This window comes from Marinobacter gudaonensis, from assembly GCF_900115175.1.
Taxonomy (GTDB): domain Bacteria; phylum Pseudomonadota; class Gammaproteobacteria; order Pseudomonadales; family Oleiphilaceae; genus Marinobacter; species Marinobacter gudaonensis.
Genome location: NZ_FOYV01000002.1, coordinates 26,230 through 39,380, shown reverse-complemented (window position 1 = coordinate 39,380; position 13,151 = coordinate 26,230). Strand labels below are relative to the sequence as shown.

Annotated in this window: 12 protein-coding genes; 4 read left to right on the top strand and 8 right to left on the bottom strand. The window is 61.2% G+C overall.

The annotated features are described in order from the left end of the window. On the bottom strand, positions 1-441 hold the full coding sequence (locus BM344_RS13245) for a DoxX family protein (protein WP_091991230.1): 441 nt from the start codon (positions 439-441) through the stop codon (positions 1-3). Between the two features lie 103 nt (positions 442-544). Here BM344_RS13245 and BM344_RS13240 point away from each other — a divergent pair, with 103 nt between their 5' ends. Beyond that, complete coding sequence (locus BM344_RS13240) at positions 545-1,435, top strand: LysR family transcriptional regulator (protein ID WP_091991227.1); 891 nt, start codon at positions 545-547, stop codon at positions 1,433-1,435. A gap of 24 nt (positions 1,436-1,459) precedes the next feature. Here BM344_RS13240 and BM344_RS13235 read toward each other — a convergent pair whose 3' ends face one another. The 4 genes from BM344_RS13235 to BM344_RS13220 are packed head-to-tail and all read right to left on the bottom strand — an operon-like array spanning position 1,460 to position 5,442. Then, positions 1,460-2,287, bottom strand: coding sequence for an ABC transporter permease subunit (locus BM344_RS13235; protein ID WP_091991224.1), 828 nt, complete (start codon positions 2,285-2,287; stop codon positions 1,460-1,462). Next, complete coding sequence (locus BM344_RS13230) at positions 2,280-3,209, bottom strand: ABC transporter permease subunit (RefSeq protein ID WP_091991221.1); 930 nt, start codon at positions 3,207-3,209, stop codon at positions 2,280-2,282. The genes BM344_RS13235 and BM344_RS13230 overlap by 8 nt, the downstream gene beginning before the upstream one ends. 4 nt (positions 3,210-3,213) lie before the next feature. After that, complete coding sequence (gene potA, locus BM344_RS13225; protein ID WP_407656865.1) at positions 3,214-4,296, bottom strand: polyamine ABC transporter ATP-binding protein; 1,083 nt, start codon at positions 4,294-4,296, stop codon at positions 3,214-3,216. A 39-nt stretch (positions 4,297-4,335) separates the two neighbouring features. Further along, a complete protein-coding gene (locus tag BM344_RS13220) occupies positions 4,336-5,442 on the bottom strand; it encodes a polyamine ABC transporter substrate-binding protein (RefSeq protein ID WP_091991215.1) in 1,107 nt (368 codons plus the stop codon). A 336-nt stretch (positions 5,443-5,778) separates the two neighbouring features. On the opposite strand from BM344_RS13220, the gene BM344_RS13215 reads away from it, so the two are divergent. Next, positions 5,779-7,395, top strand: coding sequence for a methyl-accepting chemotaxis protein (locus BM344_RS13215; RefSeq protein ID WP_091991212.1), 1,617 nt, complete (start codon positions 5,779-5,781; stop codon positions 7,393-7,395). A gap of 19 nt (positions 7,396-7,414) precedes the next feature. On the opposite strand, the gene BM344_RS13210 is transcribed toward BM344_RS13215, so the two are convergent. Beyond that, positions 7,415-7,744: a hypothetical protein gene (locus BM344_RS13210; protein WP_091991209.1), complete on the bottom strand. Its 330-nt coding sequence runs from the start codon at positions 7,742-7,744 to the stop codon at positions 7,415-7,417. Positions 7,745-7,964: 220 nt separating this feature from the next. Here BM344_RS13210 and BM344_RS13205 point away from each other — a divergent pair, with 220 nt between their 5' ends. Then, the gene (locus BM344_RS13205) at positions 7,965-9,329 is read left to right on the top strand and encodes a glutamine synthetase family protein (RefSeq protein WP_091991206.1); all 1,365 of its coding nucleotides are present in this window, start codon (positions 7,965-7,967) and stop codon (positions 9,327-9,329) included. A gap of 69 nt (positions 9,330-9,398) precedes the next feature. Here the strand turns inward: BM344_RS13205 and BM344_RS13200 are convergent, their stop codons facing one another. Then, a complete protein-coding gene (locus BM344_RS13200; RefSeq protein ID WP_091991203.1) occupies positions 9,399-10,916 on the bottom strand; it encodes an aldehyde dehydrogenase in 1,518 nt (505 codons plus the stop codon). 191 nt (positions 10,917-11,107) lie between these two features. Between BM344_RS13200 and BM344_RS13195 the strand changes: the two genes are divergently transcribed. Continuing rightward, complete coding sequence (locus BM344_RS13195; protein WP_091991200.1) at positions 11,108-12,388, top strand: NAD(P)/FAD-dependent oxidoreductase; 1,281 nt, start codon at positions 11,108-11,110, stop codon at positions 12,386-12,388. A gap of 4 nt (positions 12,389-12,392) precedes the next feature. On the opposite strand, the gene BM344_RS13190 is transcribed toward BM344_RS13195, so the two are convergent. Further along, entirely contained in the window at positions 12,393-12,896 is a 504-nt protein-coding gene (locus BM344_RS13190) for a gamma-glutamylcyclotransferase family protein (RefSeq protein WP_091991198.1), read from the bottom strand. Positions 12,897-13,151: the final 255 nt, after the last annotated feature.

The following is a 13,151-nucleotide window of genomic DNA, read 5'->3' as shown; positions in this document are numbered from 1 at the left end:
TTATCGGGCTGCGAGGGCCCGATCGATGGAAGCCCGGCCGGCACCGCTGAACACCAGTGACACAGATACCGCCAGCAGGGCCAGGCCAAACTCGTAACCATTGTTACTCATGAACAGGCCGTTGCCGATATGCACGCTGAAGATCGCGATGAGCATGGCAAACGCCAGTACCGCGCTGGCGGGGCGAACCAGCAGGCCGACAATCAATGCCAGGCCCCCGAAGAACTCCGCTCCACCGGCCAGCAGCGCCATCAGGTAGCCCGGGCTCAGGCCGATGGAGTCCATCCACTGGCCGGTGCCTTCCAGGCCGTAGCCGCCAAACCAGCCAAACAGTTTCTGGGCGCCGTGGGCGGCGAAAATAATGCCAACGGGAATGCGAAGGGCCAGGGCGCCCCAGCCTGCGTCGGTGGCGATCAGTTTGTTCAGGAATGCGTTGTTCATGGTCAATCTCCTTGGGTGTGTTTGAGCATGGAGATACTTTACAAATATCAAAAATCGGGATAAACGTGTCTTTAATAAATTAACTGTTGCAGATAGTGAAACAATGGATCGATTGCTGGAAATGCAGACGTTCTGCGCGGTGGTGGACGCCGGCAGCTTTGTGGCGGCCTCCGAGAGCCTGGGCATGTCGAAAGCGGCGGTTTCGCGGTATGTCAGCGAACTGGAGGGTCGGCTCGGGGTGCGGTTGTTGCAACGCACCACCCGTCGCCTGTCGCTGACGAGTGAGGGCGAGGTGTTCTATGTTCGCTGCCGGGAGCTGTTGGCGGGTGTGGAGGAGGCCGAAGCGGAAATCACCGCCCGCAATGAGGTGGCCAAGGGCATGCTTCGCGTGAACGTGCCGGTGAGCTTTGGAATCAGCCACCTGGCGCCTCTATGGGGCGAGTTCCATGCCCGCTATCCGGAGGTGGAGTTGTCGGTGGACCTGTCGGACCGGCTGGTGGATATTGTTGAGGAGGGTTTTGACTTGGCCATCCGCATTGCCACCCTGCAGAGCTCCACGCTGGTCAGCCGCAAGCTTACCTCCACAAGGCTGATGGCCTGCGCGTCGCCGGCCTACCTGGCGGCCCGGGGTATCCCGACTGCCCCGTCGGATCTGGCCAGTCACCGCATCATTGGCTATAGCAATTTCACCACGGGCAACGACTGGCCCTTCGACGGCCCCGAGGGAGCCACCAGCGTGCGGGTTCGGCCGTGGATGTACGCCAACAACGGCGAAACCTGCTGCGGCGCCGCCCTTGCGGGCCAGGGGATCGTGTTGCAGCCCGGGTTTCTGGTAGCCAAGCATCTGGCCGCCGGCGAGCTGGTGGAACTGATGCCGGGGTATCGGTCCACCGAGCTTGGGGTGTACGCGGTTTACCCCACCCGCAAGTTTGTCTCGCCCAAGGTGCGTGCTTTGGTGGATTTCCTGATCGCGGCCTTCCCGGCGTCGGTGTGATCGGCACCGGAAAGGCACAACCGGTCAGGCGTCTGGCTTCTCCAGCCGTTTGTGTTCGGCCCGACGCATCAGATACCAGGCAATGAATGCAATCAGCGAGACCGCCAGGATAATCAGCGTGGCCAGGGCGTTGATTTTCGGGGAAACGCCCATGCGCACGGAGGAGAACACCACCATCGGCAGTGTGGTGGCGCCGGGGCCGGACACGAAGCTGGCAATCACCAGATCGTCCAGGGAGAGGGTGAAAGCGAGCAGCCAGCCGGACACCAGCGCCGGGGCAATCACCGGCAAGGTGATCACGAAGAACGTCTTCAGGGGCGTGCAGCCCAGGTCCATGGCCGCCTCTTCGATGGAGCGGTCCACCTCCTGCAACCGCGCCGACACCACCACCGCCACGTAGGCACTGCAGAAGGTGGTATGGGCAATCCAGATGGTGGCCATGCCCCGGTCCGCCGGCCAGCCGATGGTTTGCGCCATCTGCACAAACAGCAGCAACAGCGACAGGCCGGTAATCACCTCGGGCATCACCAGCGGTGCGGTAATCATGCTCGAGAGCAGGGTACGGCCACGCATCTTCTTGAACCGGGTGATCACGAACGCGCACAGGGTGCCCAGGCACACCGCCATGCTGGCGGCGTAGAAGGCAATCCGCAGGCTCATCCACACCGCCGACAGGATTTGCTGGTCGCGGAACAGCTCGCCGTACCAGTGGGTCGAGAAGCCCGCCCACACCGACACCAGTCGGGAGGCGTTGAACGAGTATACGATCAGCACGAACATCGGCAGGTACAGGAACAGCAGGCCAAGTACCAGCATGGTCTTGGAGAAACCGGGCGTCCTGAGCTTAACCATTCTTTTCCATCTCCCGGGCCTGGAAGCGGTGGAACAGCACAATCGGAACCAGCAGCAACGCCAGCATCACAATCGCCAGCGCTGAGGCCACGGGCCAGTCGCGGTTGTTGAAGAACTCCTCCCACAACACCTTGCCGATCATCAGGGTATCCGGCCCACCCAGAAGTTCCGGAATTACAAATTCGCCCACCGCCGGAATGAACACCAGCATGGAGCCGGCCAGGATGCCTGCTTTGGACAGCGGCAGGGTGATCGCCCAGAAGGTGGTCAGGCTGCGGCAGCCCAGATCCGAGGCGGCCTCCAGAAGGCGCACGTCGAGCTTCACCAGGTTGGTGTAGATGGGCAGCACCATGAACGGCAGGTAGGCATAGACAATGCCCAGAATCACCGCGAAATTGGTGTTCAGCATTTTGAGCGGCTCATTGATCACGCCCAGCCACATCAGCAGGCTGTTCAGCAGGCCCTGGTTGCCGAGGATGCCCATCCACGCGTACACGCGAATCAGGAACGACGTCCAGGACGGCAGCATTACCATCAGCAGCAGTACCAGTTGCCAGTGTCTGGGCGCCCGGGCCATGGCATAGGCCATGGGGTAGCCAATCAGCAGGCACACCACGGTCGCCAGGAAGGCGGTTTTCACCGAGCCCCAGTAGGCGGCGATGTACAGGCTGTCGGAGGCCAGGAACAGGTAGTTGCCAAAGTTCACGACGACCGTGAGCGAGTTCTCCACCCACCGGAACACCGGCTCATAGGGCGGAATAGCCATCACGGCTGACGTCAGGCTGATCTTCAGCACCAGGGCGAAGGGCAGCAGGAAGAACAGCAGCAGCCACAGGAACGGAATGCCGAACACGGCCCGGCGATGGAACAGCACGGCACGCACGCGCTCGGTTATCGGCGCGGGCAACAGGCGTCGCTTCATGGGCTCAGTTCCACAACAGGATCGGGCTTGAGGCTTCCCAGGAAACGTAGACCCGGTCGCCCCAGGTGGGCCGCTCGCCCCGGCGTTCCACGTTGGCCATGGTGGCCTGCACCCGTTTGCCGCTGGCCAGCTTCACGTAATAGGACGTGATGTCGCCCAGGTAGGCAATGTTGTCTACGATGCCGCAGCTCCAGTTGTGCTCGCTTTCGGGCTTGTCCGCCGTGAGATAGATCTTTTCCGGGCGCAGGGCAATCAGGGTCTCGGTGGTCTCGGCGGGGGTGGTAACACCCCGGTCGATAAACACCGGCGCGTCCAGAAGGGCGCTGGACAGGGTAACGCTGTCGGCCTCATCCTCGCGGATGTTGGCCTCGAAGATGTTCACCGAGCCGATGAACTCTGCCGTCATCCGGCTGTTCGGGCTCTCGTAGATATCCACCGGTGACCCCACCTGGGCAATGCGTCCGTGGGACATGATGGCAATCCGGCTGGCCATGGTCATGGCCTCTTCCTGGTCGTGGGTGACCATCAGACAGGTGGCGCCTACATTCTCGAGGATGTCCACCAGCTCCAGCTGCATCTCGGTGCGCAGCTTTTTGTCCAGGGCACCCATGGGCTCGTCCAGCAACAGCAGCTTCGGGCGCTTGGCCAAAGAACGGGCCAGAGCCACACGCTGCTGCTGTCCACCGGAGAGTTGCTGGGGTTTGCGCCGGGCGTAGGGCTCCATCTTAACGAGTTTGAGCATGGCCGCCACGCGCTCGCGGATTTCGTCTCTCGGCAGTTTGTCCTGCTTCAGGCCCATGGCAATGTTCTGCTCAACCGTCATGTGCGGGAACAGGGCATAGGACTGGAACATCATATTGGTAGGGCGCAGGTACGGAGGCAGGCCTGTGATGTCCTGTCCGTCCAGTACGATGCGACCGGCGTTCGGTGTTTCGAAGCCGGCCAGCATCCTCAGCAGCGTCGACTTGCCTGATCCGGAACCACCCAGCAAGGCGAAGATCTCGCCCTTGTGAATGTCCAGATTGACATCGTCCACGGCCAGCGTGCTGTCAAAGCTTTTGGATAGACCCCGGATGCTGAGAAGCACCTCCGCTTGCGCGGAGGTGTTGTTGCCGTTTTCCACCGCTCAGCGACCAGACTTCACGCTGGTCCAGGTGCGGGTCATCAGGCGCTGGGCGTCCTGAGGCCGACCTTCCATCACATACAGCTTTTTCAGCACTTCCTCGGTGGGATAAATGCTGGTGTCGCTGAGGATTTCCGGGTTTACAAACTCATCGGCCGGCTTGTTGGGGTTGGCGTACCACACGTAGTTGGTAATGTCCGCGATGATTTCCGGACGCATCAGGAAGTTCATCAGCTTGTGTGCATTTTCCACGTTCGGGGCACCGGCCGGGATGGTCATCATGTCGAACCACAGCACCGCGCCCTCTTTGGGGATGGTGTAGCGAATGACGTTGCCGTTGCCGGCTTCTTCGGCGCGGGCAGCGGCCTGCAGGATGTCGCCGGAATAGCCGGCGGCCACGCACAGGTCACCGTTGGCCAGGTCGCCAATGTAACGGGACGAATGGAAGTAGGTGATGTTCGGGCGCACGGCCTTGATCACCTCACCGCCTTTTTTGATGTCGTCGGCGTTGTTGCTGTTCGGGTCCAGGCCGATGTAGGCCATGGCCGCACGCACCATCTCCTCGCCGGAATCCAGCATGGCGATGCCACAACCGCCAGCAGCCAGTTTGCCGGTGACTTCGGGGTCAAATACCAGGGCCCAGGAATTGGTGGGGGCGCTGTCCCCGAGGATTTCCTGAATGCGGCCTTCGTTATAGCCATAGCCGTTGGTGCCCCAGAGGTAGGGCAGTGAGTACTTGCTACCCGGGTCCACCTTTTCCAGGTCGTCCATCAGGTCCGGGTTCAGGTTGCTCATGTTCGGCAGTTTGCTGTGGTCCAGCGCCACGAAAGCGTTGGCAGAAATCTGCTTGGCCACGTAGTGGTTGGAGGGCACCACAAGATCGTAGCCGGAGCGACCAGAGAGCAGGGCGGCTTCCAGGATCTCGTTACTGTCGTAAACGTCGTAGATCACCTGAATGCCGGTCTCCTCGGTGAACTTCGCCAGGGTATCCTCGGCGATGTAGTCGGACCAGTTATAGACACGCACCTCTTCGGCCGCCATGGCAGAAGACGTACCCAGTGACACAGCAATAGCGGCAGCCAGTGCCGCGGGCTTACACAACTTCAACATCGGTGTTGTCCCTCACTTAAAAGGGATGGATACAAAGCGTGCAGGACGCACGCGGTGTTGTGCAGGTCTGCTGAGGGTGGCCGGAGGTGGCAGGTGGCCTTGCAGGGCACCGGACTGCCGCCTTTTGACTCCTTTAAGGCTTGTCCTGGAAACGGTGGTGGAGAACCGACCGTGTTCGCGCGATATTTATCACGAGTTTTCGGCCGGCGCTACAGATATTTTCCAGAGCCGCTTAGGGGGATGTGCTTATGCCGTCCCGGGCATTTAGAGGAATCATCTACTACAGTGAGGGGTGTCAGCTTTTCACGTTGAACATTCGGGAGCAGAAACCTCGTCATGAGTATCAAGCTCAAGTTGTTCAGTATCACCGCCGTCGGTTTGTTTGTCCTGGCCACCATCGGTGGTGTGGGATACTGGGGGAACCAGCATCTGGGTTCCGCCACCGCCGACATGGGCCGCAACACGTCCATCCTCCGCAATCACCTCACCGCCGATATGATGCACGACGCGCTCAGTTCCGATGTGATGACAGCGCTTGTGGCCGGCGGCAGAAACGATTCAGACATGCTTGCCGAAGCACGGGCAGCGCTGGAGGAGCACTCCGGGACCTTCGTTGAGATGCTGGAGGCCAACAGGGAACTCATTCGGCAGGATGAGATTCAGGTTGCGTTGAACCAGGTTCTGCCGGCGCTTAACGGCTATATCGCATCCGCCACCAACATTGTGGAACAGGCAGGTGAAGACAGGGCCGCCGCGCTGGGGGCATTGCCAGGCTTTCGCGATGCCTATGAAGAGTTGGCGGTCAGAATGGAAAGCCTCACCGAGCTGATCGAGGCCCGCAGCGCCAGTGTCTCGACCACGGCCCAGACTGTGAGCGCACGTGCCAACCAGGTAATCGTGACTGCCACGCTCGTGGGTTTGCTGGTCCTTGCTGGTATCGCCTGGAGTATCAGCACCGGAATCACCCGGGCGCTCGGAGAACTGGTCGAAGGTGCCCGTTCAGTGGCGGACGGCGACCTGACGCAGGCGATGACCGTCCGGGGCAATGACGAAATTGCCCAGACCGCAGATGCCCTGGAGACCATGCGAAAGAACCTCAGCAGTATGGTCGCATCCATGGACGCTTTGGCTGCCCGTTTGGGTGAGGCATCGGACAGCCTGATTGCCGTGTCTCGGGAGACTCACGATGGCATGGTAGAGCAGGAATCAGAGACGGCGCAGGCGGCAACGGCCATGCAGCAGATGGCGGCCACCGCGCAGGATGTCAGCCGGAACATAACACAGGCGGCGAATGCGGCCTCGCAGGCCCACACCTCCGCGTCTGAGGCCAATACCGTCGTGGAAACCTCCATTGCGGCGATGAAGAAGCTGGCAGTGCAGATTCAGCAGACCTCAAATGTGATCAACCAGCTGAACTCCGACAGCAGCGAAATTTCCCAGATTCTGGATGTCATTAACAGTCTTGCCGAGCAGACGAACTTGCTCGCATTGAACGCGGCCATCGAGGCAGCCAGAGCGGGCGAACAGGGCCGCGGCTTTGCAGTAGTGGCCGACGAAGTGCGCAACCTTGCCGCCCGAACCCAGGAGTCTACGGACCAGATCAAGCAAACCATTGAAAAGGTTCAGACCGGTTCGGGATCGGCGGTCGATTCCACGCAGGCAAGTGAAAGTCACTCAAAAGAGGTCGTTGAAAAGGTCCGTCAGGCTGGCGAGTCCCTGGCCTCGATTAGGGCCAGTGTTGATGATATCAACGGCATGAACAGCCAGATTGCCAGCGCGGCCGAACAGCAAAGTGCGGTAGCGGATGACATCAGTAGATCCCTGGAGGCCATCAAGGACCGGACCCGGTCCACCACGCAAAGTACCGAGCGAACCTCCGAGGCAGCGGGCGAGGTGGCCGACATCTCGGGTGAGCTGCAAAAGGCAGTGAAGCGCTTCCAGGTAGGCTCCTGACAGGCGCCTGTCCATTCCTTCAGGAATCGGGCAGGCAAACCCGTTTGCTCTGGTCGGAGAGCGCCTGCCATTTCTGTGGATCGCTGGCGCGCACCCGCTTCAGATACTGCACTACGTCCGCGAAGTGCTGTGGCTCCGCCTGTAAACGCCGGGCCGCGGTGCGGTGCATGCCGGAGAGGTATTCGAGTGCCTGGTATTCATCTCCATCCTTGTCCAGCGATTCACTGACCACCGCCAGGTGCGAGGCGCAGAAAATATGCAGATTGCGCTGGTCGTAATCGATGGTTTGCGCCAGGCCCGCCGGGCTGAATGCAAGCAGGCAAAGCGACAGGCATAGGGAAAATTTCATGGGGACTCCCGAGCACGACGGTGAATTGCGTTTTCCGAGCCGAAGTTCAACCATACCGTTTATGGCCGCACGTCTCCATGGCTTTCCGGCGCTTGCCCGGGGCTCATACGGTATATGCCTATCTTGCAAAACACCCGGAAAAACAGGATAAAGGAGCGATCGGTCCTCCTGTGCCGGCCCTTCGCCACAGGCCTGACGGAGTTTTTGTAAGGCGTTCCCTATGGATTCTGGTTTTGCTGGCGCTGAGGCATTCCTGCAGGCGCACCCCGAGCTGCAGTTTATTGATCTTCTGATCCCGGACATCAATGGCATTGTCCGCGGCAAGCGGGTTGATCCTTCCACTCTTGCGAAGGTCTTCGAACGGGGCGTTGCCATGCCCGCCTCCATCTTTGCCCTGAATATTCAGGGCACAACGGTTGAGGAGACTGGCCTGGGTCTGGATATTGGCGAGGCTGACCGGGTCTGCCTGCCCATCGAGGGCACACTCACCATGGAACCCTGGCAGAAGCGGCCGACCGCCCAACTGCTGCTCACCATGTATGAGCTGGATAGGGAAACGCCGTTCTTCGCAGATCCCCGGGTGGTGCTGCAGAACATCGTCGAGCGCTTCAGGGAGTTGGGGCTGACACCCGTGGCGGCTTTCGAGCTGGAGTTCTACCTGATTGACCAGGAAAACCTCTCGGGTCGCCCGCAGCCGCCCAAGTCACCGATTTCCGGCAAGCGGCCCGCCGGCACCCAGGCCTACTCCATCGACGATCTGGATGAATATGCCGAGTTCCTGGCCGACGTTCTGGATGCCGCCCACGAACAGGAGCTGCCGGCGGATGCGCTGGTGGCCGAATCGGCGCCCGGGCAGTTCGAGGTTAACCTGCATTATGTGAACGACGCGGTGCGCGCCTGCGACCACGCCACCCTGCTCAAGCGGTTGATCAAGAACATGGCCTACGACCATGAAATGGACACCACCTTCATGGCCAAGCCCTACCACAACCAGGCAGGCAGCGGCATGCATCTGCACGTGAGCCTGGTGGACAGCGAGGGCCGCAACGTGTTTGCCGGCGACGCCGAGCAACCCAACGATATGCTGCGCTGGGCCGTGGGCGGTCTGGTGGCCACCATGAACGACGCCATGGCGCTGTTCTGCCCGAACATCAACTCTTACCGGCGCTTCAGCCCGGAGTATTACGTGCCCAGTGCCGCGACCTGGGGCGTGGATAACCGCACCGCGTCCTTGCGCCTGCCGGGCGGCGATCCCGATGCATTGCGCATCGAGCACCGGGTGGCCGGTGCCGACGCCAACCCCTACCTGCTGATGGCGGCGGTGCTGGCGGGCATCCACTACGGCATTTCCAACCGGATTGAACCGCCCCCTGCCACTGTGGGCAATGCCCATGAGCAACACGAGGCCACCCTGGTGAACAACCTCCGGGATGCGTTGCGGGAGCTGGGGCAATCGGCGGTGATGGCGGACTACTTCGGCAGTGCTTTCCTGGATGTGTTCGTCGCCTGCAAGGAGAACGAGCTGAAGGAATTCGAGATGACCATCTCGGATCTGGAATATCTGTGGTACCTGCACACGGTGTGAGCGCGGCGGTTATACGCTAACCGGATACAAAAACGGCGCCCAGTGGGGCGCCGTTTTTCGTTCTGGCGTTTATTCCAGAACCAGCCAGGTGGCCTTCAGTTCGGTGTACTTGTCGAAGGCATGCACGGACTTGTCCCGGCCGTTGCCGGACTGCTTGAAGCCACCGAACGGGGCAGTCATGTCGCCACCGTCGTAGTGGTTGATCCACACGCTGCCGGCGCGCAGGGCTTTGGCCACCTTGTGGGCGGTATTGATGTTGGCGGTCCACACCGCCGCTGCCAGGCCATAGATGGAATCGTTGGCAATGGCGATGGCCTCATCCATGGTGTCGAACCCGATCACCGACAGCACCGGGCCGAAGATTTCCTCAGAGGCAATCCGCATGCGGTTGTTCACCCCGTCAAACACCGTGGGCTGTACGAACAGGCCGCCGGTTTCCTCCATGATGCGCTGGCCGCCTTCCACCAGGGATGCACCCTCGGACTGGCCGATGCCGATGTAGTCGATAATGCGGTCAAGCTGGGCCTGGTCGACGATGGCGCCGCAGGTGGTTGCCGGGTCCAGCGGATGGCCAGGGCGCCAGGTTTTCAGGGCCTCGCAAATCAGCCCGACGAACTCGCCGCGAATGCTGTTTTCCACCAGCAACCGGCTGCCCGCCGTGCACACTTCGCCCTGGTTGAAAGCAATGGCGCTGGCAGCCTCGGCGGCGGCCTTCTTCAGGTCTGGGGCATCGGCAAAGACGATGTTGGGACTCTTGCCGCCGGCCTCCAGCCACACCCGTTTCATGTTGGACTGGCCAGCATAGATCATCAGCTGCTTGGCCACGTTGGTGGAGCCGGTGAACACCAGACAATCCACGTCCATGTGCAGTGCCAGGGCCTTGCCCACCGTGTGGCCGTATCCGGGCAGCACGGTGAACACCCCGGAGGGAATGCCCGCTTCCTCGGCCAGGGCGGCCAGGCGAATGGCGGTAAGTGGCGATTTCTCGGAGGGCTTGAGAATCACCGAGTTGCCGGTGGCCAGGGCCGGGGCAATCTTCCAGGACGCCATGATCATCGGGAAGTTCCAGGGCACGATGGCCGCCACCACGCCCACCGGCTCCCGGGAGATCATGCCAATCTGGTTGTGGGGCGTGGGTGCCAGCTCGCCGTACACCTTGTCGATGGCCTCGGCGGTCCAGCGGATAGCTCGGGCCGTGGCCGGCACATCGACCGATCGGGCATGAGAGATGGGCTTGCCCATATCCAGGGTTTCCAGCAGAGCCAGCTCATCGCCGTGGGCCTGTATCAGGTCAGCAAACCGCAGCAGTACCGCCTTCCGCTTGCCGGGGGGCAACTGGCTCCAGACACCGCTTTCGAAAGCCGACTTTGCCGCCTCAACGGCCAGGTCAGCATCGGCGTCATCGCAGCTGGCGATGGCGGCAAGCTCCCGTCCGTCAATCGGGCTCACCGAGGCAAAAGTCTCACCCCGGGCGGCCCATTGATAGGCACCGTTGATGTAGGCCCGGCCTTCGATGGTGAGCTTTCCGGCCAACGCCTGCCAGTCGGAAGTGGAGGAGGGCGTTGACGAACTGAGGGGTTGGTTCATGTGTGTCTCGCAGGCAAGGTGATGGCCCCATCATAGCAGTACTTTCAGCCACAATCGCCCGTACGGCAGGCGATGGGCTATAGGTAGAAGAACGTGTCTTCCCGAACGCGAGACCTGGCATAGACTCTGTTCTGCGAGCGCCCGCGCAGCGCCTTTGCTGCGTTCCCGCGAAACCAGAGGAAGCCCCCACGATGCAGTATCCCCCGGTCCCGTCCTATTACGCCGCCTCGGCCAATCCCGCGCCCGTACGCCCCGCGTTGCGCGGAACCTGTGAGGCGGATGTCTGCGTTGTCGGTGCCGGCTATACCGGGCTGTCCACGGCCCTGTTCCTGGCGGAAGCGGGATTCCGGGTGGTGGTGCTCGAGGCGGCAACGGTGGGTTGGGGCGCCTCTGGACGCAACGGCGGACAGATCGTCAACAGCTTCAGCCGCGATCTGGACCACATTGAACGCCAGACCACACCGGACCACCTGAACCTGCTGGCCAGCATGGCCTTCGAGGGCAGTCAGATCATCCGTCAGCGGGTGAAAAACTACCACATCCGCTGTGACCTGAAAGAGGGCGGTATCTTTGCTGCCCTCAATGCCCGGCAGCTGGACCATCTGGAGGGTCAGCGGGCGCTCTGGCAACGCTTCGGCTACGAGCAGCTCGAGTTGCTAGATCGGGATGGCATCCGGGAGAGGGTTGGCACCGACCGGTATGTGGGCGGCGCCATTGACCACACCGGTGGCCATATCCACCCGCTCAACCTGGCGCTGGGCGAGGCCGCGGCCATTGAATCCCGCGGCGGCGTGATTCACGAACACTCACCGGTGGTAAAAATTGTGCCGGGCAAGATCGCCACGGTGCAAACCGAACAGGGCGAGGTGAAGTCCCAGTACGTGGTGCTCGCGGGCAACGCCTACCTGGGCGGCCTGGTGCCGGCGCTTGGCGCCAAATCCATGCCCTGTGGCTCGCAGATCATCGCCACCGAGCCACTGAACGAAGCGCTGGCTGCAAAGCTTCTGCCGTTCGACAACTGCGTTGAGGACTGCAACTACCTGCTGGATTACTTCCGGCTGTCCGCCGACAAGCGCCTGATCTATGGCGGCGGCGTAGTGTACGGCGCCCGGGATCCGGCCAACATCGCGCGGCTGATTCGTCCCAAGATGCTGAAAACCTTCCCGGAGCTGGCCCGGGTAAACATTGATTACGCCTGGACCGGCAACTTCCTGCTCACGCTGTCGCGCCTGCCGCAGATGGGCCGTTTGCAGGACAACGTGTTCTACTCCCAGGGCTGCTCCGGCCATGGTGTAACCTTCACCCATGTGGCCGGCAAAGCGCTGGCGCTGGCGGTCCAGGGCCAGGCGGAGCGGTTTGATGCCTTCGCCAGCCTGCCCCATTACCCGTTCCCGGGTGGCCGGGCCTTCCGGGTGCCGTTCACGGCGCTTGGCGCCTGGTACTACGCATTGCGGGACCGACTCGGCGTTTAAAAAATCAGTGTGCGTGCGGGCTGCCGTATATCGACAGCTCGCGGGCATGGCGCTCCGGCTTCGGATCATCAATGGATGACACTGCCTCAATCCAGGCAATGTAGTCCGCGGGTAAGCCGTTCTCTCTTGCACCGATCAGCACATGATCCTTGTACCAGTGAAAGGGCTTCAGCGTCTTGTCGATGCGGGTGGCGTAGTACATCCAGGCCTCGATCATCCCATCTGACGTGTTCAGCGCCACCGGTTTCTCATCGTAGCCGAACCCCAGCGCCTCGTGCCGATCCAGCTCGGGCTTTTCGGCATCGTCTATCTCGTAAACGACACCGATCACCCGATCGCTCGGGTTGCCGGTTTCCTGTGCATCGCACTTGGCAGAGCCGTCGCCCGCCGCTTTATGGAACCGGAGTCGATGCCCGGGTAGTTCTGCCACGGCCACGAAGCGGGCAGAGGGCACCCGAGCCTGGATTCTGCGGGCTGACATGTTTGATCCGTAGCTGAAACAGAGCATGGCGGGTGTTGAATCTCCGTCGGAGGGGAGTTATCCGTAAAAAACTGTGAAATGGCTCGCGCTTGAACAACGTTTTAATTTGTAATCAGAGGCCGGGCCATTGGGGCGCTGCGCCCGAATCCATTACCAGCCTAGTTCACAGTAGCCCGAAAAAACAACGCCTTAAGCCTCTGTTCATGGTGGCGACGCTGTTACCTTCCATCACAACGTGTATCTCTCCGTAAACGACAAATTCCTGACGGATTTTGCAGAAAA

Bases quoted from the DNA above. Each gene is read 5' to 3' on its own strand.
- BM344_RS13245 (WP_091991230.1), bottom strand. From the start codon at position 441: ATGAACAACGCATTCCTGAACAAACTGATCGCCACCGACGCAGGCTGG.
- BM344_RS13240 (WP_091991227.1), top strand. From the start codon at position 545: ATGGATCGATTGCTGGAAATGCAGACGTTCTGCGCGGTGGTGGACGCC.
- BM344_RS13235 (WP_091991224.1), bottom strand. From the start codon at position 2,287: ATGGTTAAGCTCAGGACGCCCGGTTTCTCCAAGACCATGCTGGTACTT.
- BM344_RS13230 (WP_091991221.1), bottom strand. From the start codon at position 3,209: ATGAAGCGACGCCTGTTGCCCGCGCCGATAACCGAGCGCGTGCGTGCC.
- BM344_RS13220 (WP_091991215.1), bottom strand. From the start codon at position 5,442: ATGTTGAAGTTGTGTAAGCCCGCGGCACTGGCTGCCGCTATTGCTGTG.
- BM344_RS13215 (WP_091991212.1), top strand. From the start codon at position 5,779: ATGAGTATCAAGCTCAAGTTGTTCAGTATCACCGCCGTCGGTTTGTTT.
- BM344_RS13210 (WP_091991209.1), bottom strand. From the start codon at position 7,744: ATGAAATTTTCCCTATGCCTGTCGCTTTGCCTGCTTGCATTCAGCCCG.
- BM344_RS13205 (WP_091991206.1), top strand. From the start codon at position 7,965: ATGGATTCTGGTTTTGCTGGCGCTGAGGCATTCCTGCAGGCGCACCCC.
- BM344_RS13200 (WP_091991203.1), bottom strand. From the start codon at position 10,916: ATGAACCAACCCCTCAGTTCGTCAACGCCCTCCTCCACTTCCGACTGG.
- BM344_RS13195 (WP_091991200.1), top strand. From the start codon at position 11,108: ATGCAGTATCCCCCGGTCCCGTCCTATTACGCCGCCTCGGCCAATCCC.
- BM344_RS13190 (WP_091991198.1), bottom strand. From the start codon at position 12,896: ATGCTCTGTTTCAGCTACGGATCAAACATGTCAGCCCGCAGAATCCAG.